The 21,684-nt window shown below is 47.5% G+C and carries 19 protein-coding genes and 1 pseudogene; 11 read left to right on the forward strand and 9 right to left on the reverse strand.

Annotated features, from left to right (window positions below):
- Window positions 1-20: 20 nt before the first annotated feature.
- The 6 genes and pseudogenes from SYN6312_RS14640 to SYN6312_RS21075 all read left to right on the forward strand — a co-directional run bounded on the left by SYN6312_RS14640 (window position 21) and on the right by SYN6312_RS21075 (window position 6,009).
- Window positions 21-1,064: a DUF4145 domain-containing protein gene (locus SYN6312_RS14640; protein WP_015125677.1), complete on the forward strand. Its 1,044-nt coding sequence runs from the start codon at window positions 21-23 to the stop codon at window positions 1,062-1,064.
- A gap of 14 nt (window positions 1,065-1,078) precedes the next feature.
- Entirely contained in the window at window positions 1,079-1,507 is a 429-nt protein-coding gene (locus SYN6312_RS18455; RefSeq protein ID WP_015125678.1) for a DUF3574 domain-containing protein, read from the forward strand.
- Window positions 1,508-1,736: 229 nt separating this feature from the next.
- Window positions 1,737-2,882: an oxygenase MpaB family protein gene (locus SYN6312_RS14650; protein WP_015125679.1), complete on the forward strand. Its 1,146-nt coding sequence runs from the start codon at window positions 1,737-1,739 to the stop codon at window positions 2,880-2,882.
- The gene (locus SYN6312_RS14655) at window positions 2,879-4,354 is read left to right on the forward strand and encodes a cyclic nucleotide-binding domain-containing protein (protein ID WP_015125680.1); all 1,476 of its coding nucleotides are present in this window, start codon (window positions 2,879-2,881) and stop codon (window positions 4,352-4,354) included. The genes SYN6312_RS14650 and SYN6312_RS14655 overlap by 4 nt, the downstream gene beginning before the upstream one ends.
- Window positions 4,355-5,074: 720 nt before the next feature.
- Window positions 5,075-5,836 (forward strand): annotated as a pseudogene (locus tag SYN6312_RS14660) (IS982 family transposase).
- Window positions 5,837-5,886: 50 nt separating this feature from the next.
- Complete coding sequence (locus tag SYN6312_RS21075) at window positions 5,887-6,009, forward strand: DUF3574 domain-containing protein (protein WP_371257406.1); 123 nt, start codon at window positions 5,887-5,889, stop codon at window positions 6,007-6,009.
- Window positions 6,010-6,026: 17 nt separating this feature from the next.
- Here the strand turns inward: SYN6312_RS21075 and SYN6312_RS14665 are convergent, their stop codons facing one another.
- Both SYN6312_RS14665 and SYN6312_RS14670 read right to left on the reverse strand, forming a co-directional pair.
- Window positions 6,027-6,539, reverse strand: a complete 513-nt coding sequence (locus SYN6312_RS14665; RefSeq protein WP_015125682.1) for a hypothetical protein — start codon at window positions 6,537-6,539, stop codon at window positions 6,027-6,029.
- Window positions 6,540-6,587: 48 nt separating this feature from the next.
- The gene (locus SYN6312_RS14670; protein ID WP_015125683.1) at window positions 6,588-6,947 is read right to left on the reverse strand and encodes a hypothetical protein; all 360 of its coding nucleotides are present in this window, start codon (window positions 6,945-6,947) and stop codon (window positions 6,588-6,590) included.
- A 380-nt stretch (window positions 6,948-7,327) separates the two neighbouring features.
- Between SYN6312_RS14670 and SYN6312_RS14675 the strand changes: the two genes are divergently transcribed.
- Both SYN6312_RS14675 and pyrR read left to right on the forward strand, forming a co-directional pair.
- A complete protein-coding gene (locus tag SYN6312_RS14675; protein WP_015125684.1) occupies window positions 7,328-8,023 on the forward strand; it encodes an SDR family oxidoreductase in 696 nt (231 codons plus the stop codon).
- Between the two features lie 66 nt (window positions 8,024-8,089).
- Entirely contained in the window at window positions 8,090-8,629 is a 540-nt protein-coding gene (gene pyrR, locus SYN6312_RS14680; protein WP_015125685.1) for a bifunctional pyr operon transcriptional regulator/uracil phosphoribosyltransferase PyrR, read from the forward strand.
- Between the two features lie 16 nt (window positions 8,630-8,645).
- Here the strand turns inward: pyrR and SYN6312_RS14685 are convergent, their stop codons facing one another.
- The gene (locus SYN6312_RS14685; protein WP_015125686.1) at window positions 8,646-9,092 is read right to left on the reverse strand and encodes a Fur family transcriptional regulator; all 447 of its coding nucleotides are present in this window, start codon (window positions 9,090-9,092) and stop codon (window positions 8,646-8,648) included.
- Between the two features lie 458 nt (window positions 9,093-9,550).
- Here SYN6312_RS14685 and SYN6312_RS14690 point away from each other — a divergent pair, with 458 nt between their 5' ends.
- Window positions 9,551-9,862 carry an RNA-binding protein gene (locus tag SYN6312_RS14690; RefSeq protein WP_015125687.1) on the forward strand — a complete coding sequence of 104 codons (312 nt, stop codon included), beginning with the start codon at window positions 9,551-9,553 and terminating at the stop codon, window positions 9,860-9,862.
- Window positions 9,863-10,152: 290 nt separating this feature from the next.
- Window positions 10,153-12,774, forward strand: a complete 2,622-nt coding sequence (clpB, locus tag SYN6312_RS14695; RefSeq protein WP_015125688.1) for an ATP-dependent chaperone ClpB — start codon at window positions 10,153-10,155, stop codon at window positions 12,772-12,774.
- Window positions 12,775-12,809: 35 nt separating this feature from the next.
- Here clpB (SYN6312_RS14695) and SYN6312_RS14700 read toward each other — a convergent pair whose 3' ends face one another.
- The 4 genes from SYN6312_RS14700 to SYN6312_RS14715 form a co-directional block, all read right to left on the reverse strand.
- Window positions 12,810-13,742, reverse strand: coding sequence for a lysophospholipase (locus SYN6312_RS14700; RefSeq protein WP_253276367.1), 933 nt, complete (start codon window positions 13,740-13,742; stop codon window positions 12,810-12,812).
- Window positions 13,743-13,839: 97 nt separating this feature from the next.
- A complete protein-coding gene (locus tag SYN6312_RS14705) occupies window positions 13,840-14,961 on the reverse strand; it encodes an FAD-binding oxidoreductase (RefSeq protein ID WP_015125690.1) in 1,122 nt (373 codons plus the stop codon).
- Between the two features lie 3 nt (window positions 14,962-14,964).
- Complete coding sequence (gene psbQ / locus SYN6312_RS14710) at window positions 14,965-15,414, reverse strand: photosystem II protein PsbQ (RefSeq protein WP_015125691.1); 450 nt, start codon at window positions 15,412-15,414, stop codon at window positions 14,965-14,967.
- A gap of 80 nt (window positions 15,415-15,494) precedes the next feature.
- Window positions 15,495-16,709, reverse strand: a complete 1,215-nt coding sequence (locus SYN6312_RS14715; RefSeq protein ID WP_015125692.1) for a PQQ-dependent sugar dehydrogenase — start codon at window positions 16,707-16,709, stop codon at window positions 15,495-15,497.
- A gap of 214 nt (window positions 16,710-16,923) precedes the next feature.
- Here SYN6312_RS14715 and clpB (SYN6312_RS14720) point away from each other — a divergent pair, with 214 nt between their 5' ends.
- Window positions 16,924-19,581: an ATP-dependent chaperone ClpB gene (clpB, locus tag SYN6312_RS14720; protein ID WP_015125693.1), complete on the forward strand. Its 2,658-nt coding sequence runs from the start codon at window positions 16,924-16,926 to the stop codon at window positions 19,579-19,581.
- Here the strand turns inward: clpB (SYN6312_RS14720) and fmt are convergent.
- Together fmt and SYN6312_RS14730 are read right to left on the reverse strand one after the other, a co-directional pair.
- The gene (fmt, locus tag SYN6312_RS14725; RefSeq protein WP_015125694.1) at window positions 19,555-20,532 is read right to left on the reverse strand and encodes a methionyl-tRNA formyltransferase; all 978 of its coding nucleotides are present in this window, start codon (window positions 20,530-20,532) and stop codon (window positions 19,555-19,557) included. The genes clpB (SYN6312_RS14720) and fmt overlap by 27 nt on opposite strands.
- Window positions 20,533-20,535: 3 nt before the next feature.
- A complete protein-coding gene (locus SYN6312_RS14730) occupies window positions 20,536-21,312 on the reverse strand; it encodes an RNA polymerase sigma factor SigF (RefSeq protein ID WP_015125695.1) in 777 nt (258 codons plus the stop codon).
- Between the last annotated feature and the right edge of the window lie 372 nt (window positions 21,313-21,684).

Here is a 21,684-nt window from a genome sequence, read left to right on the forward strand (position 1 = left end):
AGGAATGCTTTCCTAAACAAATGTCCTTAGAGCGACTCAATATTGTTGAAGTTGAAACCAAGTGGAGCTATCGCAGTTTCGAGCTATATCGAGGAGATATTACCGCCTTAAGGGAGCCGATTGATTTACTGGTTGTCTCAGCCTTTGCTAACAGTTATGCTCCGACAAGCGGGAGTGTCATTGGTGCGCTTTATGACAAGCTGAATATCAACGTTGATAACTTGGCTCGCACCCCCTACATGCAATTAAAACAGGCCTTTGGCTGTTGGGTATCCCAGGCCCTGAGTCATCCAATTTTCGCGGGAATTTTATGTTTGGAATTTATTGGCACAGGCTTTTCCATCTCGGAGGTATTTGAAAATCTATTCACAGTTCTTGCCATCTTAGAATTACGGAACGTTAAGATCAGAAGCCTAGCTTTACCGATGTTGGGCACAGGTCATCAACAGATCAATCATGAACAAGTCACCAACTGTTTACTCAAATGTGCGATCAAATTTTTAGAGCATTCTGAACATTTACAGCGGATTCTTTTTATTGCCTATGGAGCCAGATCAGCGCACCGACTGGATGAGGCAATCAATAAAACCTTAAATTGGGTCAATATCATCATTCCCAAAGGGCAACTGATGATCGGGATTCGTCAAGATATTCAAGGCAAAATTGAGCAAGCACTGCCCCTGGCCCATCCTTCAGCCCATGAGACCCTGATCACACTCAAACGCTTTGTATTGAATGAAAACAGTAAGTCCTTTGAATTAGGTGTTGCTGCTAGACGGTTTACAGAACTGATGGTGGATGATCTCCTCCAAGAATTGGAATATGACCTCCTAAGAGTTAGCTTATATCGCAAAATTGGCTACTTAAAAGATATTGGCGTTGCGGAGTGGATGACCAGTTATATGCACGTTCTCCGCGTTCTTGGCAATGAATCAGCCCATCATCAAGACCAGGCCTGTCGTCGTCCTGCAACTATTAGTGAGTCAGATTTGGGATTATGTTTGTTTTGCATTGAGCGATTACTTGACTTTTGGCTGGAACATTTACAAGGACATTATGCTTAAGCGTTCATCCTGTTATGAATTACAAACACCTGAGCGTCACCACCATTTATTTGATTATTTTGAGTTTTATTGCTCCCACCCAGGCCGGGGAAACTCCCCTAACCCGATCAGAAACAAATCAGAACTGTTTTGGATGTCTTCAACAGCACCCAGGCCTGGCCTGGCAACGCACCGAGCTATTTTTTGGCCTCTCTCGCCCCAATGGTAGTCTGATTACCCCAGCCAAGTTCAAAGGTTTTTTAGACACTGAGGTTGCGCCCCGCTTCAAAAGTGGCTTTACTGTGATTCCGGCGGCTGGACAGTATCAAGACTCAACGGGCAATATTATTCAACCTGAGTTCGGGATAAGGAATTCCTCAAAAGCTTTATCAATTCTGACTTTTCTCAAATCTGAGCCGAGTCAAAAAATTAAAAATGAGCTTTCTTTTCGGGCGTACCACTGATTTGGGCTATTTTCGTGTGAAATCTGCGTAGTTCTGCCTAGCTTGAATCGCTCTAACTCCTTATCTGGTCTAATTTTCATGCATTTTGCTTAACCCGAACTGACGTTAAATTAGGAAGATTGATCGGAAAAACCAAAAGTTTCTGAGCCTTGACTTTCATTTTTTAATTACACCCCGTAGTGACAGACACGAGTTCTGATATTATTGACCTTATTTTATTTGCCTCCCTATGACGTCCAAGCATCCTTACTACCGCTTTGATGAGGCCTTAGAAGAATATGGTTCGCAGGCGATACGATGTAAAGAGTTTCTTTTTAGAGGAGATCCTCTTGCCGATGAAGCGGTTTTAGCTTTAGCAAAGCTTTCTTCTGGTAAAGCAGTTAGAACGCTCAATAGCTTATTGAACGACGGCAGAGATTCCACACCAGATGCCCCAGATGCACTAAAAGCACTCTTTGATCAGTTGGAGAGCCTCCCGCTATGGGTAGACTGGGAGCGAATTGAGATAGGTAGCCAAACTATTCAAAGACTTTCCTTGCTCGTTGCTCCAGTACTAAGCTTATATTCTCTTCCTCTTATGTATGCTTCTCCGGCAGGAACAAAACCCTTAGTCTTTACAGGCAACTTTGTGGATCGCGCTCCTCGACGATTGGCAGAGACCAGTCGCTTTGTACGGCTGACCTGCCAATCAGGTGGATTACGTAGGTTTAGTGAGGGCTTCAAGCTGAATGTGAAGGTTCGATTAATGCATGCTCAGGTACGCCGTCTGTTGCAGAGTTCGGGACAGTGGCATCGTGAAGAGATGGGAATACCCGTTAACCAATGCCATATGGCGGTTACGCTTATTTTACTCTCTTTGGGAGTTATTAAAGGATTAAGGGATCTAGGCGTGATCTTTACCCAAACGGAAGTAGAAGGTGTTTTGCTCCTTTGGGCCTATTCCGGCTACATCTCTGGCGTGGATCCAGAATTTTTGTGTACATCAGAAACCCAAGCTGAGAGTCTCTTACAATTATTACTGACCCAAGAAGGTTTTCCTAATGAAGACTCACGGTTGCTTGTACAAGCTCTACGGACGATGCCTCTTCCGACGGAGTTAGCAGGTGCTCCTTGGTTTGACGACGTTGCGGCAACCTTATCTCGTTCTTTGTTGGGAGATCAGTTTGCAGATTCCCTCGAAATCCCTGCATCAGAATGGACTTGGGTTGTTCCCTTAATGCGTCCGATCTTTTCCATTTTTTCAGAAGCGCAGCGTTATGTACCAGGTATGGCAAATTTAGCGACCTCTGTAGGAACAAAAACTTGGGAGACGATGGAAAGTGCCCTTACTACGCGCTCTGAGCCTATCAAGTCCTCTACCCATACTTCGTCATGAAAAGCGAAACCTTAGCGTACCTCACGAGCGGCGATTGGCAAGCCCTTGAGTCAATCGCGATAAGAAAATTGTTTGCCACTGGAGAAAATATTATTGTGGAAGGACATTCTGTCCGCAATCTTTTTATCCTACGTCGGGGTTATGTTCAAGTAGAACGTGAATATCAAGGACAGGGTATTGCTCTTAGCCAATTGGGTGCGGGTGCTGTTTTTGGTGAGATGTCCTTGCTGGAGCAAACTGGAGCGAGTGCCTCTGTCACCGCCGCCTCTGAGGTGGAAGTGGACGTCATTGAAGAATTGTCTCTGCGTTCTTTGCTCAATTCTCTACCTGGCTTTTCATCTCGCTTTTATCAATCCTTAGCCGTAACACTGTCCCAACGGTTACGCAATGTCTCAGAGCAGCTTTCTCAGAGACATGACCAAAGCCAGCGCCCAACGCGCATTGGAAACATCAGCGAACGACAGATTCCACTCATCCTTGTTGATGCAGTAGAACAATTTAAGCAAACCATGACCCAGCTTGAGCAGCAAATTAAGCAACGGCAGGTCACGAGCATTCAAGCGCAAACTCAGACTAATGATGCCTGTAACCAGCTCATGAACGCTCTCAGCCATCATAGTCAAGGAGAGGCTTTAATCGATTCGGCTTGGAGTAATTTGTTAGCCTTTCGAGACTTAGACCAACTAGAATCAGGCATCGGCGACTATGTGTTCAGGGAACTGTTTCCTGTGATGATGCAGAGCGCATCTATCGCCTATTGCCATACTCGTCCCCGTGGCTTGATCGATGGCTACGAAACCAACCAACTCATCTATGCCAATGAAGCAGAAGGGGATGGTTGGCTTGGTCCATTTATTGACGGTTGGTTTCTGTCAACACACTTTTGCCAAAGCCGACAGCAGGGGCGGCAACACCTTGCCCAACTCTTACAACACTATAGCCAACAACCTTCTACATCAATCCTTAGTCTGGGCAGTGGTACTGCATTTGAGTTGCTCGACGTGCTGCCCAAAATACCTTCGCTTCATGTAACCCTGATTGATCAAGACTTGGTCGCTCTGCATAAAACTAGGCAAGTAGCAGAAAAGCTGGGCTGTGCAGGTAGTATAACTCTGATCCAAAATGACGTATTACTATTAGCAAAAGGACAAGAAAAATTAACCTTGCCACCGCAAAAATTTATCTATAGTTTCGGCTTGCTTGACTATTTGACTGATGAGCAATTGATTTTGATCTTGCAATGGATCGCCACACAACTGGCAGAGCAAGGAACCGTACTACTAACCAATATCAGTCCTGAGCATCCTGACCGATTACTGATTAAACATATTTTGGAGTGGTCTCCATACTATCGCACTTCGTCTGAGCTGAAGGAGTTTTTGGTATCAGCAGGGCTTAGTCCAATTCAACTTTCAGAAGTAAAAACGACAGGTATATCTTGGGTAATGGGCCGTCAAGAGAGTAGCGAGTAAATCTTGTAAGAATTTTATGTCTCAAGCGTTATATGACGTTAAAGTAATTACTTTAGAGTAAGGGGTTCAGCATTAAGTCTTGCCAGCTCCAATTCATAAAACAATGATTTTATTTACTTACAGCCCCTCACCTCACATGATTGGGGTATGGCAACAATCCTAGTAATTAGGTATCACATCTCCTGAAATGCCTGTCTGTAAACGATTCTAGCCCACGAAAATTCCAAAAAGTTTAGACCTCAGAGAATTTTTTCAACCGGAAGGCTGTAAAAAGGTTCACTAAAGTAAGCAAAGTTGCTCTCAGATGGACTACCTGACTCCTATCTGAGTTTAAAACTTAGGATTTTGAAGATTTATGACTCCATTGTTGATGGCTTAGCCATCAAAACTGAGCATTTATGACGTATATGGTGCTCAAAAGGGAAAAAATGTGCCTTAAAAGGCTTATCTCATAACTGTTTCAGGAGATATGATACCTAATTAACCTGAGTTCGGGATAAGGAAGTGGCTGTAAAGTAGGCAAGCAGGGCATTAGAAGAAAGAGAGACAGGTAAACTAAGCAAAAACCATACCCCATCTCTCGATATGTCTAGCCTAGAAGCCCTATTTTGCTCTGTGGATGATTTTTGTAAAGTCTTTATTCTTACCTGGCGCAATCAGCAACTTCCGGGTCAAATAAAACAGCGAAACCGTCTCCGTAGCTTGACATTGAGCGAACAGATGACGATTGTGATTGCTTTCCATCAAAGTCATTACCGTAGTTTCAAGCATTTTTATCTCGACTATGTTTGTGTTTATTGGGCAGATGCATTTCCAAAACGTCCGAGCTACCACCGTTTTGTGGAATGGATGCCAGGGTTAATCATTCCACTGTGTGTGTACCTCAAAACCTTGTTTGGAGCCTGCACGGGGATTAGCTTTATCGATGCCACCAGTTTGAGAGTCTGCCATAATCGCCGTATCCCGAGCCATCGAGTTTTCCAGGGAATCGCAGCTAGAGGCAAAACCTCCGTGGATTGGTTTTATGGCTTTAAGCTTCACCTAGTAGTCAATGACCAAGGTGAATTGTTAAATATCCACGTTACACCAGGAAATACCGATGACCGTCAACCAGTCCCAGAGCTACTCCGTTCCGTGTGCTACGCACGACCTTTGGTCTATGGTAAGGTGTTTGCGGATAGAGGGTATGTTTCAAAACCGTTAGCCCAAGAGCTATTCGAGCGGTTTAACATTCAATTTTTTGCCAAGCCTCGACGCAATATGTAGAGCTTTGCTCGTCCGTAGGAAAACTATCTGATGGCTCTGATGGATAAACTTCTAGCCCGAAAACGAGCCATTATTGAATCGATTATTGACCAGCTTAAAAACATCTCACAGATAGAGCACTCTCGACATCGAAGCCCCCTTAATTTCTGTGTGAATCTCATCTGTGGACTGATTGCCTATGCTCATCAACCCAAGAAACCAGCTATTGCTCTCTAAGTTGCTTATCCCGAACTGACGTTATTCAAGAAGAAGCTCAAATTCTGATCATTTTCCACCCCGTTAATGACCTTAACCACCAGGCCATTGAGGCTATCCGCACCACCTACAAAATCAAGTTTCAACAAGAATCCGTCATCCGAGTTGATCAACAAACCTGTGTTTCCTTCTAAAGTTTGCTAATCTCCAATCACCCCCACCAGGCCCAGGCTCCAATTCCTAACAGCAATCCCCCCAACACAACCCAGACAAATCCCAAATCTGGCTGAACATCTTGATAGGGATCGGGACTCAAATCAACGGGTTTCGGCGGGGCTACCTTTGAGCTAGATTCATAGCGGGCATAGGTCTTTTCCCGTTTTTCACTCACTTGGGTCAAATCCGGGATTTCTGTTAGCCACTCCGAATGTCGTCTCAGGCGGGGGGCCGATAAAATCCCCATGAGTCTGCGGTTTTGTTTACGGGTTTCCCGATGGGGATGTTGCTGAAGTTGCTGACAAAGTTCTCGGGCCCGTTGATTCTCACCCGCTGCTTCATAGGCCGTCACCAGCCAAGTTTTAATTTCTCCCTCCAAAGCTGTATTGGGTTCTACTAAGGCCATGGCCTGGGTCAAGGTTTGAATAGATTCCCGATAAAGCCCCCGTTCAAAGGCAGTCTGGGCCTGGTGATAGAGTTCTTCAGCAGTTGGGGGTGAAACGGCCATGGAGTCAACCAATAACCAAACAACCTCTGCATTATCCCCCAAAGACTCTTAATAGCTAAAGGCCGCCATACCTAGACCCACCCTTGTCCCAGGCCCGGATTGCTCAGAACTCAGGGCAATTCTCTTAAGTCCCAAAATCCAAAAGATTTCTGCTTCAACTTTTTGTAACTGTCCAGCAGGCCCGTTTTCGCCAATCATCTGATGGGACATTACCAGTGTTTCTAGATGGAGCACTTCCTCCGCAATCTCTTCTGCATCCAGGTATAAGCTTTCCAGAACTGCATTAAGATCAGCCTCCGGATTAGCCGCCAAACAAGCCCCATCCACAACGATACATTTCAAGTTGCCTTGTTCTTTCCGCAAAAGCTTCCGAATGTAGTACACCGTAACAGGGGCTAACTTTTTCATGAGTAGTGAACCTTCCTAACATTGGCCAAGACCGAAAAGATAGTTACCAAGGAGAAATACTTCTTAAATACCTTGATGGTTATTAAATCAACATTACTCACAACAGGGAGGCCAGAGTAAAGCAAAATCGTTATCCAAAGGTGATCAGTATCAGAAAAACTTGTGATCTCGATCAACGATCCCCTCATTAACTTCTAGTATTGGTGGCTACAATCTAAACAACATCCGTACAATTACGGAATCATACAAATCGTTACCCAGTCTGGCTTTAGTATCTTCAATTGTAAATTTACATAAACAAATGCAAGAGTTTTGAAATCAACTCATTGAGGGAAATAAACATCTTCAGCACACTTGTTTAGTCAGGGATATAAGACTCTATGGATGCATCTTCGGCAAAGCGAAAAATTCTTGTGGTTGGAGCCAGTCGGGGCATTGGTGCAGCCGTGGCAGAATATTTTGTCCAGCAGGGAGATGATGTTGTTTGCATCTCCAGAAGTCAGTCCACTCTTGGCCGATGGATTCAAGGGGATATCTCCACAGCTACAGGGATCACATCCGTTGTTGCGGAGATCGGTAATACCCCCGTTGATGCACTGTTATTTATGGGGGGCACCTGGGAGCAACAGGCCTTTACGACTCAATACGATTTCATCCATAGCCCTGATGCCGAAACCCGTTATGTTATTGCAGTCAATACCATTGCCCCCATTGAGTTAACGAAGCAGCTTATCCCCAATCTTAGGCAGTCCCATCACCCCAGGGCCATCTTTATGGGTGCCTTATCGGGCCTGGATCACTGTGCCACGATTGAAGTTGCTAACACCGCCTCCAAGTTTGGCTTAAGGGGAGCGGCCCAGGCCCTACGAATTGCTTTAGCGTCCGAGAACATTGGCATCACAGTTATTAATCCAGGCAACATCGCCACCCCAGAAGTCCTAGAAGATATTGCCGCCGGAAGATTTCAGGCTCAAGTTCCCATTCCCATTGCAGATCTAATCTCGGCCATTGCTTGGATTCTCAGCCTTTCTGCCGCTGTAGATGTTGGCGAGATCACCCTGTATCAAAAAGGATAATTCGCTAACCAAACTAGCCTAAAATCACCTAAAACAAATTAAGACCCCTTCTCCAGGCCCTCTCCAATGGCAACCGAAACGATTGAAATCCTTGGTGCTGATGATCTCCGCCGCACATTAACCCGCTTGGCCTGCCAAATAATTGAGAAAGCCAAGGGACGCTTGGGGGATGTCGTGCTCTTGGGGATTCATACTCGCGGAATTCCCTTAGCCCACCAGTTAGCCCGTCAAATCGCCCAATTAGAAAGCATAACCCTGCCCGTGGGAGAACTGGATATTACCTTTTACCGAGATGATTTAGATCGGATTGGCCCCCGCACCCCCCAACGCACCCAAATTCCTGTAGATTTATCCGGTAAATTAGTCATCCTGGTTGATGATGTGATTTTTAGTGGCCGGACGATTCGGGCTGCCTTAAATGCCGTTCACGATTATGGGCGACCCCAGTTAACTTGGCTGCTGGTGTTGGTGGATCGGGGCCATCGGGAATTACCCATCCACCCAGACTTTATCGGCAAAACCTTACCCACAGCACGGGAAGAAGCGGTCAAAGTTTGGCTCCAAGCTACCGATGATCGTGATGCCGTTGAATTAATTAAGCCTTGAGAGAGGCAACTGTGATCTAACTGGCTAACTCGTAACCGTAAAAATCAATCCGGTAATTGGTGATTTTAACTCCCGTTTCGGCCTCAATAGTAGCGAGGAGGTCTGGTGGGAGTTGCACATGAACATCAAGGATTTTGTCCGTATCTAGGCAATTGACATGGCTGTGGGTATCGCTAATATTGCCGTACAATCGCCCATCAGCCCGCTCTACACACTCAATAATGCCCTGCTCGGAGAGTGCTTCGAGATTTTGATAAACCGAGGTGTGGCCAATATCCTTCCCCTGCCGATTGAGCCGATCATAGATTTGCCGGGCCGAAAGATGTTCTTGACAGTCCCAGAGCAGTTCTAAAATCGCCCGCCGTTGCCGACTTAAGCGCATTCCTAGGGCCTGGCAGCGTTCAATGGCCCCATCAAGGGAGCGGATTGGTTCAGAGGTGGCCGGAGCGGGAGAACTTAACACAGGCAATCCTTGACAATGCACTTCCAAAAAACCTATGGATAATTTAGACGATCCCTAGGACAATTTAACGTTCAGCGCAAATGCAATATTTTTTGTCGCTAACTCTATTATAAACAAAAGTTAAGTGAGTTGTGGGATGAACTAACGGGTTTTCAGGCTTTCTGGCATATTTTTAGGTATCTAAATTTGCTTATACCGACTTGTTTTTGCGCATTTATTACCCCACTTCTCCTTAATACACAACCAGCAAGCTGTTACTTCATAAATGTACATAAATCAAGCATTTTTACCGGAAAGTGGTTGCTCAATATGAGGATAGTGTTAGACTATAAATCGAGATTAAAGTATTCGGTTGCAGTGTTTGTTTTCAGTACCGCTGGTTTTTGCGTTTGCACGGGCAGACTTCTCTCCGAAATTTCAAATTCTCTCAATCAACTTCCTAAATTTTGGAGAAAATTATGTCTATTTACGTTGGAAATCTTTCCTACGATGTTACAGAATCTGACTTAACCTCTGTCTTTGCTGAATATGGTGGTGTCAAACGGGTACAACTGCCGACCGATCGTGAAACTGGCCGGATGCGTGGTTTTGGCTTTGTGGAAATGAATGCCGATGCCGAAGAAGATGCTGCTATTTCTGCTTTAGACGGTGCTGAGTGGATGGGTCGTAGTCTGAAAGTTAACAAAGCTCGGCCTCGGGAAGAGCGGGGTGGTTCCTTTGGTGGCGGCGGTGGTGGAAATCGCCGGAATAACTATTCTCGGAGCTACTAAGGTTAGTCAATTACTAGCTTTCTAGTTTTTTAAAACAGTTTAATTGGGGTTAGTCGGTCTTGTACTGGCTGGCCCTTTTTTGTCAGGATCCATCATGATTGGGCAGGAGCTTGGCCAAAATAGTCCAGGAAATACCCACCACCGGGAAGCCTGAGTTTTGGGGAATCCCGTCTGAAATTGGGTAAAGACCGTATTAAGCCCCAGGCCCCGCTTTTTTTACAATGACATTAGACAGAAAAACTATTGAAACCTCATATTCAATTCCTCACGCCATTACGAGCTAACCACCTATGCAGCCCAACAATCCCAATCAATTTACCGAAAAGGCCTGGCAAGCCCTCGCCCGCACTCCCGACCTTGTTAAACAGGCCCAGCATCAACAAATCGAATCTGAACATTTGATGGCCGCTCTTTTAGAAGAAGATGGCCTGGCCAGTAGCATTTTTTCCAAAGCCGGAGCCAATGTCCAACGCCTGCGCGACCGCACCGAAGAATTTATCAATCGCCAGGCCAAGCTCAGCACCCCCGCCAGTTCCGTCTATCTCGGCAGCAGTTTAGATAAATTACTGGATCAAGCCGATAATTTCCGGAAACAATTTGGCGATGAATTTATTTCCATTGAGCATTTAGTTCTCGCTTATGCCCAAGATACTCGCTTTGGCAAGGCCTTGTTGCAAGAGGTGGGCCTGGATGAGAAAAAACTGAAAGACACGATCCAGCAAATTCGGGGTAGTCAAAAAGTCACCGATCAAAACCCAGAAGGAAAATACGCCTCTCTGGAAAAATATGGCCGTGATTTAACGCTTTTGGCTCGCCAAGGCAAACTAGACCCCGTGATTGGCCGGGATGATGAAATTCGCCGCACGATCCAAATTCTATCCCGCCGCACCAAAAATAATCCTGTCTTAATTGGGGAACCAGGGGTGGGTAAAACGGCCATTGCTGAGGGCCTGGCTCAGCGGATTATTGCCCGTGATGTGCCGGAATCCTTACGAGATCGTCAACTCATTACCTTGGATTTAGGCGCGCTGATTGCCGGAGCTAAGTATCGGGGCGAATTTGAAGAGCGATTAAAAGCCGTCCTCAAAGAAGTGACGGAATCCAACGGGCAAATTATTCTCTTTATTGACGAAATCCACACCGTCGTTGGGGCCGGGGCAACCCAGGGATCCATGGATGCTGGCAATCTACTCAAACCGATGTTGGCCCGCGGTGAATTGCGCTGTATTGGCGCCACAACCCTCGATGAATACCGCAAATATATTGAAAAAGATGCCGCTCTCGAACGGCGGTTTCAACAGGTTTATGTCGATCAACCGAGCATTGAAGACACCATTTCGATTTTGCGGGGGCTGAAAGAACGCTATGAAGTCCACCACGGGGTGACAATTTCCGATAGTGCCTTAGTTGCTGCTGCGACTCTCTCAACGCGCTATATTTCCGATCGGTTTTTACCCGATAAAGCGATTGATTTGGTGGATGAAGCCGCCGCCAAGCTAAAAATGGAAATTACCTCCAAACCGGAAGAACTGGATGAAATTGATCGCAAAATTCTCCAAATGGAAATGGAGCGGTTATCCTTGCAAAAAGAAGCTTCAGCGGCCTCACGGGAACGCTTGGAACGGCTAGAAAAAGAACTTGCCAATCTCAAGGAAGACCAGGCCCGGCTCAATGCCCAATGGCAAGGCGAGAAGCAGGTGATTGATCAACTTCAATCCATCAAAGAGGAAATTGATAAACTCAACATCGAAATTCAACAGGCCGAGCGCAATTATGATCTCAACCGGGCGGCCGAACTGAAATATGGCAAAATGACAGAACTCCACAAGAAATTAGATGAAACGGAAGGGAAGCTGAGTCAATCCCAAACTGGTGGTCAATCTTTATTACGGGATGAAGTGACCGAGAGCGATATTGCTGAAATTATCTCCAAGTGGACAGGGATTCCGATCAGCAAACTCGTTGAATCGGAAATGCAAAAGCTCCTGAATTTAGAAGCAGAACTCCATCAACGGGTCGTGGGCCAAGATGAAGCCGTGACAGCAGTTGCCGATGCAATTCAACGGTCGCGGGCCGGTCTGTCGGATCCGAATCGGCCCATTGCCAGCTTTATTTTCCTTGGGCCAACCGGTGTGGGTAAAACGGAACTGGCCAAAGCCCTTGCTGCCTATCTGTTTGATACGGAAGAAGCAATGGTGCGGATTGACATGTCCGAGTACATGGAAAAACACGCCGTTTCTCGGTTGATTGGTGCACCCCCTGGTTATGTCGGCTATGACGAAGGAGGCCAGTTAACAGAAGCAATTCGCCGCCGCCCCTATGCCGTAGTCCTATTTGATGAGATTGAAAAAGCCCACCCGGATGTCTTTAACGTGTTCCTGCAAATCCTGGATGATGGTCGCGTCACGGATGCTCAAGGCCGGACAGTTGACTTTAAAAATACTATCCTGATCATGACCAGTAATATCGGCTCCCAATATATTTTGGATGTGGCTGGCGATGACTCACGCTATGGGGAAATGCGGGAACGGGTGATGGAGGCGATGCGAACTCATTTCCGGCCGGAGTTCCTCAATCGGGTGGATGAATTTATTATTTTCCACAGCCTCAAGAAAGCACAGTTACGGGAGATTATCAAAATTCAAGTCCAGCGTTTAGAAACTCGCCTCCAAGACCGGAAAATGTCTCTTAACCTAACCCCTGAGGCTCTTGATTTCCTAGCTGAAGTTGGCTATGACCCAGTGTACGGAGCGCGTCCCCTCAAGAGAGCCATTCAACAACAATTGGAAACTCAAATTGCTAAGGGAATCTTGCGGGGTGACTATCACGATGGCGATACAATTCAGGTGACAGTTGGGGATACAGAGCGATTGGAGTTTAGTCGCCAGGCCAAGGTAGGAGTAGCTATTTAATTTTTCTGGGGGGGGTAGTAGATAAGGTTAATGCATCACCTAGTTTCTATGATGCTAGTGATTGCGTGTTTCAAATCATTGGTATGAACCCAACCTACAAATCCTGAATATTCACAGGCCCCAGCAGGGTTAGCAATAAACACATGATGCACACCCACGACATTAACCCAAGTACGGATTGTTGTGCCATCAGAAAATGTATGCACAGTGGTTGCTCTGGGAAAATCTCGTGCATCGGCATCTGTAATTCCTGGTACGGCTCGAAAATGGTCAATAAGATCAGTGATTAGTGTTCTGGGTGGAGCAGGTAGGACTTGGCGTGGTTGGGCCCAAAAGTCTCGGATACAATTTGCAACCGATGGATTCGTTCTTAAATTGGGGTGACTAACGCCCTCTAAGCAAACAACATGAGCATACTTTAACTTCGCAGATTCAATCGGAATTGTGCCATCCCCGCCGCCGGTTGTATTTCCGATCACGGCTAGAGTAGGAATCTGATCTGTTATTTTTTCGGCAAGCGGCCGCCGATTTTTACCGAGTTCTTTGGCAATACCAAGTCCCCAACTAAAGGGATCAAAAATTCTAGCGAGGTCTGCTCCACCAACAGGAACCCCTAAAAATATGATTGACTCAAAACGGGGCCACCATTCTGGATGTCGAGATAAGACTTCAGTCCAAATGATCCCACCCAAGGAAACTGCTATTAGCCGGACAGGAACATGGGGAAAGCGTCCCAGAACGTCCTTTGCGTTTGTCTCAACTCGATTAATCAACGGGGCAATAGCAAACAGGGTAGAGAAGTAACCAAGATTTGGCGCAATAATTAATGACTGAGGCGGGGCAACACGACGGGCCAAATGTCCCGTTAATTTATTGTGATCAGTCATACCATGCTGGGCAAAAATAATCTGTTTGATAGAGGTATTTGTATCCGTAAAAAATTCTTCGTCCATACTAATTACTGTCACGATCAATACTTTTGCATCTTGAAACAATTGATGAATTCATAGCAGTATCAAGCCATCATGGACTCTAGGGTATAGTCATTTCCCTTGAGAATCATCCTTACGGTTGAAGAATTTGGGTTATTTCAGTAGCAATAAGTTGAGCGGTAATGGGTGCTAATAAAATTCCATTGCGGTAATGACCTGTTGCTAGATAAACATTTTCATAGTTAGCTAGAGGTTCAATAATTGGGGCGGGACGATTGACGGGTCGCGGCCGCATTCCTGACCAAGTGGTAATCACTTCTGCCTGAGCTAAAAAGGGAAACATCTCTAGGGCCTGGGCTTGCAAGTGTAATAGTCGAGTCGGATCGAGCTGTTCGGGAGCTAAGGTATCCGCAGGGAACTCGACTGTTGCCCCGACCCAAAACTCCGGGCTGGCCTGAAAACTACTCAAAACCGGTACTAAGTGAATGTCCTGACCTTGGATCACCGGCCAATTTTGGGTGATCGGAGTTATACAACGATAATGAATGGCCTGGCCAAGGACAGGTTGTAACTGGATCTTTTCCGAGAGTGCCGCTGTTAAGGAAGTTGAACCCAGGCCTGCCGCAATGACCAATACATCAATCTCTTGACTCTGTTGATCGACCTGGTTTTGCCAACTCAATTGCATAACCCGACCAGATGTTGCAACAAGGGGATCTAGTTGGGCCTGGAAATAGAACTGTGCGCCTTGTTGTTGAGCAGCCTGACGGAGCTCTTGAGTGACCGGAATTGGGGCTATTTGCCGATCCTGAGCCGAAAAAACTCCTCTTACCAGGCCCTCTATTGCCACCTCTGGATAACGGGCTTGGACTTCTGCCACCGACCACAACACGAGGGGAAATCCTTGGGCTTGGCGATCCGGTTGAATCCCTTGCCACTTAGTCCAGGCCTGGGGATCAAAACAAAGCTCGAGAATTCCGTGACGATTGTAGGGCAGGGGTTGTCCAGTGATCGCTTCTAGTTCTGAGACGAGACTATCCCAGCGTTTGAGGCTGGCCTGGCGCAGTTGCAGATGTTTTCCAGAACGTTTTTGACTCAATCCCCCTAGTAACACCCCCAAAGCCGCGCCCGTAGCCCCCCATTCATGCGCCGGATTTTTTTCGAGAACAATTACCTCCAGGCCCCGCACCCGACTTAACTCATAGGCAATGGCCGAGCCAACAATTCCCGCCCCAATAATCGCAACACGCACCACTCCTTAGACCTGGGGAACCAACTTGAGATAGTCTTCATAGTCCTGTTTGACTGCTTTGAAGGCTTTTTGGGCAGCAGGAATATCCTCATCAATAGCAGCTTGGTCTAGAGCTAGGAGATGCGTCACGATCCCTCGCGTGGTCTCAATGGCTGGCTTTTGATCTTTGGTGAGCAAATTCCGATTCAGGTTCCGCATATCCAAGATCATCTGTCCCAGGGGGCCACGCATCACCGTCCGCACCGTTTGCCAATCCCCAGCCGTAATACCTGCCTCAAGCTGTCCCAGGCGTACCGAATTGTCTTCAATCGTAGTTAAATAATTGCTGATCAGATCAAGCTGAGTATTGCTGTAGGTGGTGGGGATTTTCACGGTGGTTGTCGGGCCGCTACAACTGACTAAGAGGGCTGCGACCAGGCCAATCATCACCATCATCCAAGCTCTCACTCTAGACATAGCCATCTACCTTTAATTTAGAAATTCGTTATGAAATCAACCTTATTATGCCAGGGTGCCAGGGGCCAGACGGATTGATTTTAGGGTTGACGTGGTTGGAGCCGAATTAACCGCCCTGTCCGAGATTCATCCGTCAAAACATAGAGGAATTGATCTGGCCCTTGGCGGACATCACGCACCCTGGCCCCGATCGAAATTCTGCCTTGAGCAATCACCTGACCCTGTTGATCCACCTCAATTTTGCGGACATCTTGGGAAACCAGGCCCCCAGCAAAAATCAGCCCCTCCCAGGCCGGAATCTTCCTACCCCGATAAATAGCTAATCCAGAAGGCGCAATCGCCGGAGTCCAGACTAGTTTTGGATCTACCAGGCCAAGCTTTGTCCGTAAAGGTGAAATTTCGCCGCCCGTATATTCTTCACTCCAGGTCACAAGTGGCCAACCATAATTTTTCCCAGGTTGAATCAGGTTCAGTTCATCCCCACCCCGTGAGCCATGTTCTGTTGACCAAATTGCCCCCGTAAGCGGATCCTTGGCTAACCCCTGGATATTGCGATGGCCAATACTCCACAAGCTGGGTTGGGCCTGGGGGTCACTCCGAAAGGGGTTATCGGGGAGGATCGCACCATCATCCTGAATCCGATGGATTTTGCCGAGGCTACTGTTCAGCTTTTGGGCCTGGTTCCGAATTAATTCTCCATTTAAGCTCAGAGGCGGATTTCCCCCATCTCCAATCGCGACGAGTAAGGTTCCATCGGTTAGCCAGAGTAAGCGGGAGCCAAAATGTTGTGTGCCGGGTTTAGCTGGTTTGGCCTGGAAAATCACTTGGATATTTTCAAGTTTGTCACCATCTAAAACAGCCCGTAAGACTTGAGTTTGATTCCCTTCCCTTTGACCACTGGCATAGGTGAGGTAGATCAAGCGATTCTGGGCAAATTCCGGATGCACCGCCACATCTAACAGGCCCCCCTGACCTTGGGCAAAAATTTCCGGCAGGCCGGCCACTGGCTGAGGGACTAATTGACCCTGTTTGACCAACCGTAAACGCCCTGGACGCTCGGTAATTAAAACATCACCATTGGGTAACCAGGCCAGGCCCCAGGGATGTTCCAAGCCTTCCACCACCGTCACCCGTTCCACATCAGTAACCACGGGTACATCTGCAGGACTCAGCAAGACATTCGCGGTTGGTTGGCTCCTGGTCTGGGGGGGTGGGGAACTTTCCGAGGCACAACTGCTCAATCCCCAGAGGAACAAGCAAGCGATGGAACACCCAACCGCGTAAAGTTGCTTCACTGACCTTCTCCATGCAGCAGTTTTTAGGATAACCAGCGGTTCTCAATGGCTACCACTCCAACCCGATAGATGAAGGATTGGAAAATTTGTTCCCTGTTCCCAAGATGTCGGTCTTCATTGCCCTGTCTCGGCCTGGGGGGACGCAATTGCGTTAGGATCATCCCTGCAAGATAATTTTGCCACCTATTTACCTTTTTGACCTTGACTCATTCCCATGCAACCCACTGACCCAGCCAAATTTACCGATAAGGCCTGGGAAGCCATTGTCAAATCTCAGGATGTCGCCAAGCAATTTCGCAATCAATATTTAGAAGTTGAACATCTGGCCATTGCCTTAGTCGAACAGGCTGGGTTAGCCAATACAATTTTGACCAAAGCGGGGGCCGATGAAACCGCTATTTTGCAGCGATTGGTGGATTTTGCCAAACAACAACCCCGCGTCCCCAATGGCACTGAACTCTACTTAGGCCGCCACTTAGATGCCCTCTTGGATTTGGCAGAGCGGGAACGGGATGCGCGGGATGATGCTTTTATCTCCGTGGAGCACATTCTCCTGGGCCTGAGTGAAGACCGGCGGATTGGCAAAAGCTTATTTCGGATGGCCAAGATTGAGCGGGATCAACTGGAACAGGCCATTACCTCCGTGCGCGGGAATCAAAAAGTTTCCGATCAAAACCCAGAAAACCGCTACGAAGCCCTGAGTAAATATGGGCGCGATTTAACGGAACAGGCCCGCCAAGGCAAATTAGATCCAGTCATTGGCCGGGATGAAGAAATTCGGCGGGTGATCCAGGTTCTTTCACGGCGGATGAAAAATAATCCGGTTTTGATTGGCGAGCCAGGGGTGGGAAAAACTGCCATTGCGGAGGGCCTGGCCCAACGAATCATTAACGGCGATGTTCCAGAATCGTTGAAAAATCGGCAGTTAATTTCCCTCGATATGGGCAGTTTGGTGGCTGGGGCCAAGTTTCGCGGGGATTTTGAAGATCGCCTGAAAGCAGTGCTCCATGAAGTTACCCATTCTGATGGGCAAATTGTCCTCTTTATTGATGAACTTCATACCGTTGTCGGGGCCGGGGCCAATCAAAACTCCAACATGGATGCCGGGAATTTACTCAAACCAATGCTAGCCCGCGGAGAGTTGCGCTGTATTGGGGCCTCGACTCTGGATGAATACCGCAAATCCATTGAAAAAGATCCAGCCCTCGAGCGGCGATTTCAACAGGTTTATATTGGGCAGCCTACGGTTGAAAATACGATTTCCATTTTGCGCGGTATTAAGCAGCGTTATGAAATTCACCACAATGTCCAAATTACCGACTCAGCTTTAGTTGCTGCTGCTACGCTGTCGGATCGATATATTGCGGATCGATTTTTGCCAGATAAAGCCATTGATTTAGTCGATGAAGCCGCTGCCAAGTTAAAGATGGAAATTACTTCCAAACCGGGGGAGTTGGAAACCATTGAACGGCGACTGATGCAGTTAGAAATCGAAAAGCTTTCTCTGGAGCAGGAAGAACCTCGCAGTCGCACCGGAACCTATGCCCCAGAACGGGAACGGCTGCAAAAAATTACGGCGGAAATTGCTGAACTCACCCCGAAAAAAGAAGCGATGGAAGCCCAATGGCAGGGGGAAAAGCAATTACTGGAGCGACTCAATACCCTTAAAGAAGAACAGGATCAGATTAAGCTCCAAATTGAACAGGCCGAGCGCAAATATGACTTAAATAGGGTGGCCCAACTTCAACATGGGAAACTGGCTGAAGTACAACGAGACTTAGCGGAAGTCGAAGCCAAGTTAGAGGCCATCCAGGCCGAGAGCAGTACTTTTTTGCGAGATCAAGTCACTGATGCAGATATTGCTGCGATTGTGGCCAAGTGGACAGGCATCCCCCTCCAAAAGCTCTTGGAAACAGAACGTCAAAAACTCCTCCATTTAGAGTCGGTTCTCCATCAGCGGGTGATTGGACAAGAAGAAGCCGTGGCGGCAGTGGCAGCAGCAATTCGCCGGGCCCGTGCAGGTATGAAGGATCCTGGCCGACCGATTGGTTCGTTCCTATTCATGGGCCCAACCGGGGTGGGGAAAACGGAACTCGCCCGCGCCTTAGCTGATTGTCTCTTTGACGATGATGGGGCCTTGGTGCGGTTGGATATGTCCGAGTACATGGAAAAACACGCCGTTTCCCGGATGATTGGTGCGCCCCCAGGCTATGTCGGGTTTGACTCTGGTGGGCAGTTAACTGAGGCTGTCCGGCGGCGGCCCTATTCCGTGGTGTTGTTTGATGAGGTGGAAAAAGCCCATCCCGAAGTGTTTAATGTCCTGTTGCAAGTGTTGGATGACGGGCGAATTACGGATTCCCAAGGGCGGACGATTGATTTCTGCAACACTGTGATTGTCATGACCAGCAACATTGGCAGCGATCACATTTTGGATATTGGCGGAGATGATACTCGCTATGAGGAAATGCGGGGGCGGGTGATGGGGGTGCTGCAAAAACATTTCCGGCCCGAGTTTCTCAATCGGGTAGATGATTTAATTTTGTTCCATGCCCTCAACCGCCAAGAATTACGGCAAATCATCCAAATTCAACTGAAACGAGTGCATAAACTCCTAGCTGAACAAAAAATTACTCTCAGTTTTACCGATGCTGCCTTAGATCACCTGGTGGATGCGGGATTTGATCCAGTCTATGGAGCCAGGCCCCTGAAACGTGCCATTCAGCGGGAAGTGGAAAACTCCATTGCCGTGGAAATCTTGGCGGAAACCTACGGGCCTGGGGAGCAAATTGTCGTGGACTGTGACCAGGGCAAGTTGAAATTCACCTCCAAAAATCTTCAGCCATCATCAGCCCCAGGCCTGGCCGACTGTTAACCGGAGTCCGTTGGCAAAATCCCACCCCGATTGGCGTTTTTTTCCGGCGGGTTGAACCTCTTGGATCAGTAATTGTCCCTGCCCGGTTTGAACCACCGGCCCCAGGCCCTTGAGAATCGCCCCTGTATTTCCTACGGCTTGCGGATCAGATTTAGATTGATTCACCCAGGCCTGGAGTTGCTCCGGTAACTCTGCCATCACATCCGGTATGAGGGGTAGGGTTCGAGTAATTTTAATGGCCTGGTTCAATAGTTGGGTTTGACAGTTAGGATAAAAGCCACGCACTTGATTGTGAAGGTCTAAGGCAGATCGGTTCCAGGCCAGTTCATAATCGGGCTTTTTAATCAGAGGGGCATAGGTGGCCTGGGTTGGATCCTGGGGAATCGGAGTCAGACTGGGGACTTGGGCTAGGGTTTCTAAAAGTAAGTCTGCCCCCAGGCCGGCCAGGCGTTCCCCCAACGTTGCCGCATTATCCCCCAAGGTGATCGGTGCTTTAACCGTTAACAGCATCGCCCCCGTATCCATCCCAGCATCCATCAGCATAGTCGTAATCCCCGTTTCCGGTTCCCCGTGATACAAGGCCCATTGAATGGGGGCGGCTCCTCGATAGCGCGGTAATAAGGAGGCATGGTTGTTGATACAGCCTAATTTGGGAATATCGAGGATCTCCTGGGATAAAATCTGGCCATAGGCCACCACGACAAAGACCTCAGCCCCACAGGCCTGGATTGCCTCAATCACCTCTTTATCTTGCTTAATGCGGGTGGGCTGCCAAATTGGGAGGTTTGCGTCTAAGGCCAACTGTTTAATTGGTGAAGGGATTAAATCACTGCCCCGCCCCCGCCGTTTATCCGGTTGTGTCACGACCCCAAGCACCTGATGTTTTGAAGTCAAAAGGGCCGCTAAAGTCGGTACAGCAAAATCTGGTGTTCCGAAGAAAATAATTCGCACCCGTTAATTACCCGCCTCATTCTCATGAACCATCAACCGCCGTAAATGCTCCAGGCCCTTTTTCACTTGCCGCGACACCGTGACCGCACTGATCCCCAATAATTCGGCGGTTTCCTTTTGGCTGAGGTCATGGAGAAAAACAAATTCTAAAATCTCGCAGGTACGGGCTTCTAACTTTTGTAAACATTGCTGGAGACGGATTTGGTCTTCTTGAGCCAGTTGAAAACTCCGGTAATGCTGGTCTGGTAAGGTTTCCCCCAAGGAGGTACTATCTTCCGTTGCCTCACTAACAGGGGCATCCAAGCTCAAGGGTAAGCAGTTCACATAGGCAAACTTAATTTGTTCCCACTCTTCAACACCAATCTGGAGGCCCGTGGCAATTTCTTGATTAGTGGGTTGCCGATCGAGGTATTGCCGTAATTCCGAAGTCAGCCGACTGCCTTGACGATAGAGGGTTTGCCAGCGGCGGGGGACGCGAATATGGGTGCTTTTATCCCGTAGGTAATGTTGGATTTCACCTCGGATATAAACCATAGCAAAGGTGCTAAAAGCAGAGCCATGATTGGGGTCAAATCGTTCCACAGCCCGAATTAAGCCGAGTGTGCCAACTTGGACAAGGTCTTCAAAGGTTTCTTGGGAATAATGAACCCAACGGTGAGCTTCTTTCCGTACCAGGCCCATGTTGAGTTGAACGAGGGAATTGCGTGTCTTTGGGCAACCATTTTCTTGAAAGGCTTTAATCAGGGCCGCAGTTGAATCAAGGGAAGTATCTAGGGACATGGGAACAACTACCAAAGTGATGAATCATAAATCTCAGCGTATTTCCCTAACAAACCACTATGAGTATCCCCCACAGAAATTGGCCATGCTGTGATCCACACCACATTTGCAGAAACCAAAGGAATTAAGCTTTGGCGACTGGCGGGATGTTTTTGGTCTGGGACAAAAGACTCTAAACAGATTAGCTCATTTCAATCTGTAACCATCAGCTACACCCCTAACTTAGAATCTACGGTTTAATCTCTAATATCTAGAAGCTATTGTAGAGTTTCTTAACACGTTCTTAATCCTTTGCAAGACTCTCTTTCCCCTATAGTGGGCTTATTTCCTAAAAAAGCTTGGGAAATCAATGCCCCTTTGCTGGTGACATGA

Origin of the sequence: Synechococcus sp. PCC 6312 (genome assembly GCF_000316685.1) — a bacterium.
Lineage (GTDB): Bacteria > Cyanobacteriota > Cyanobacteriia > Thermosynechococcales > Thermosynechococcaceae > Pseudocalidococcus.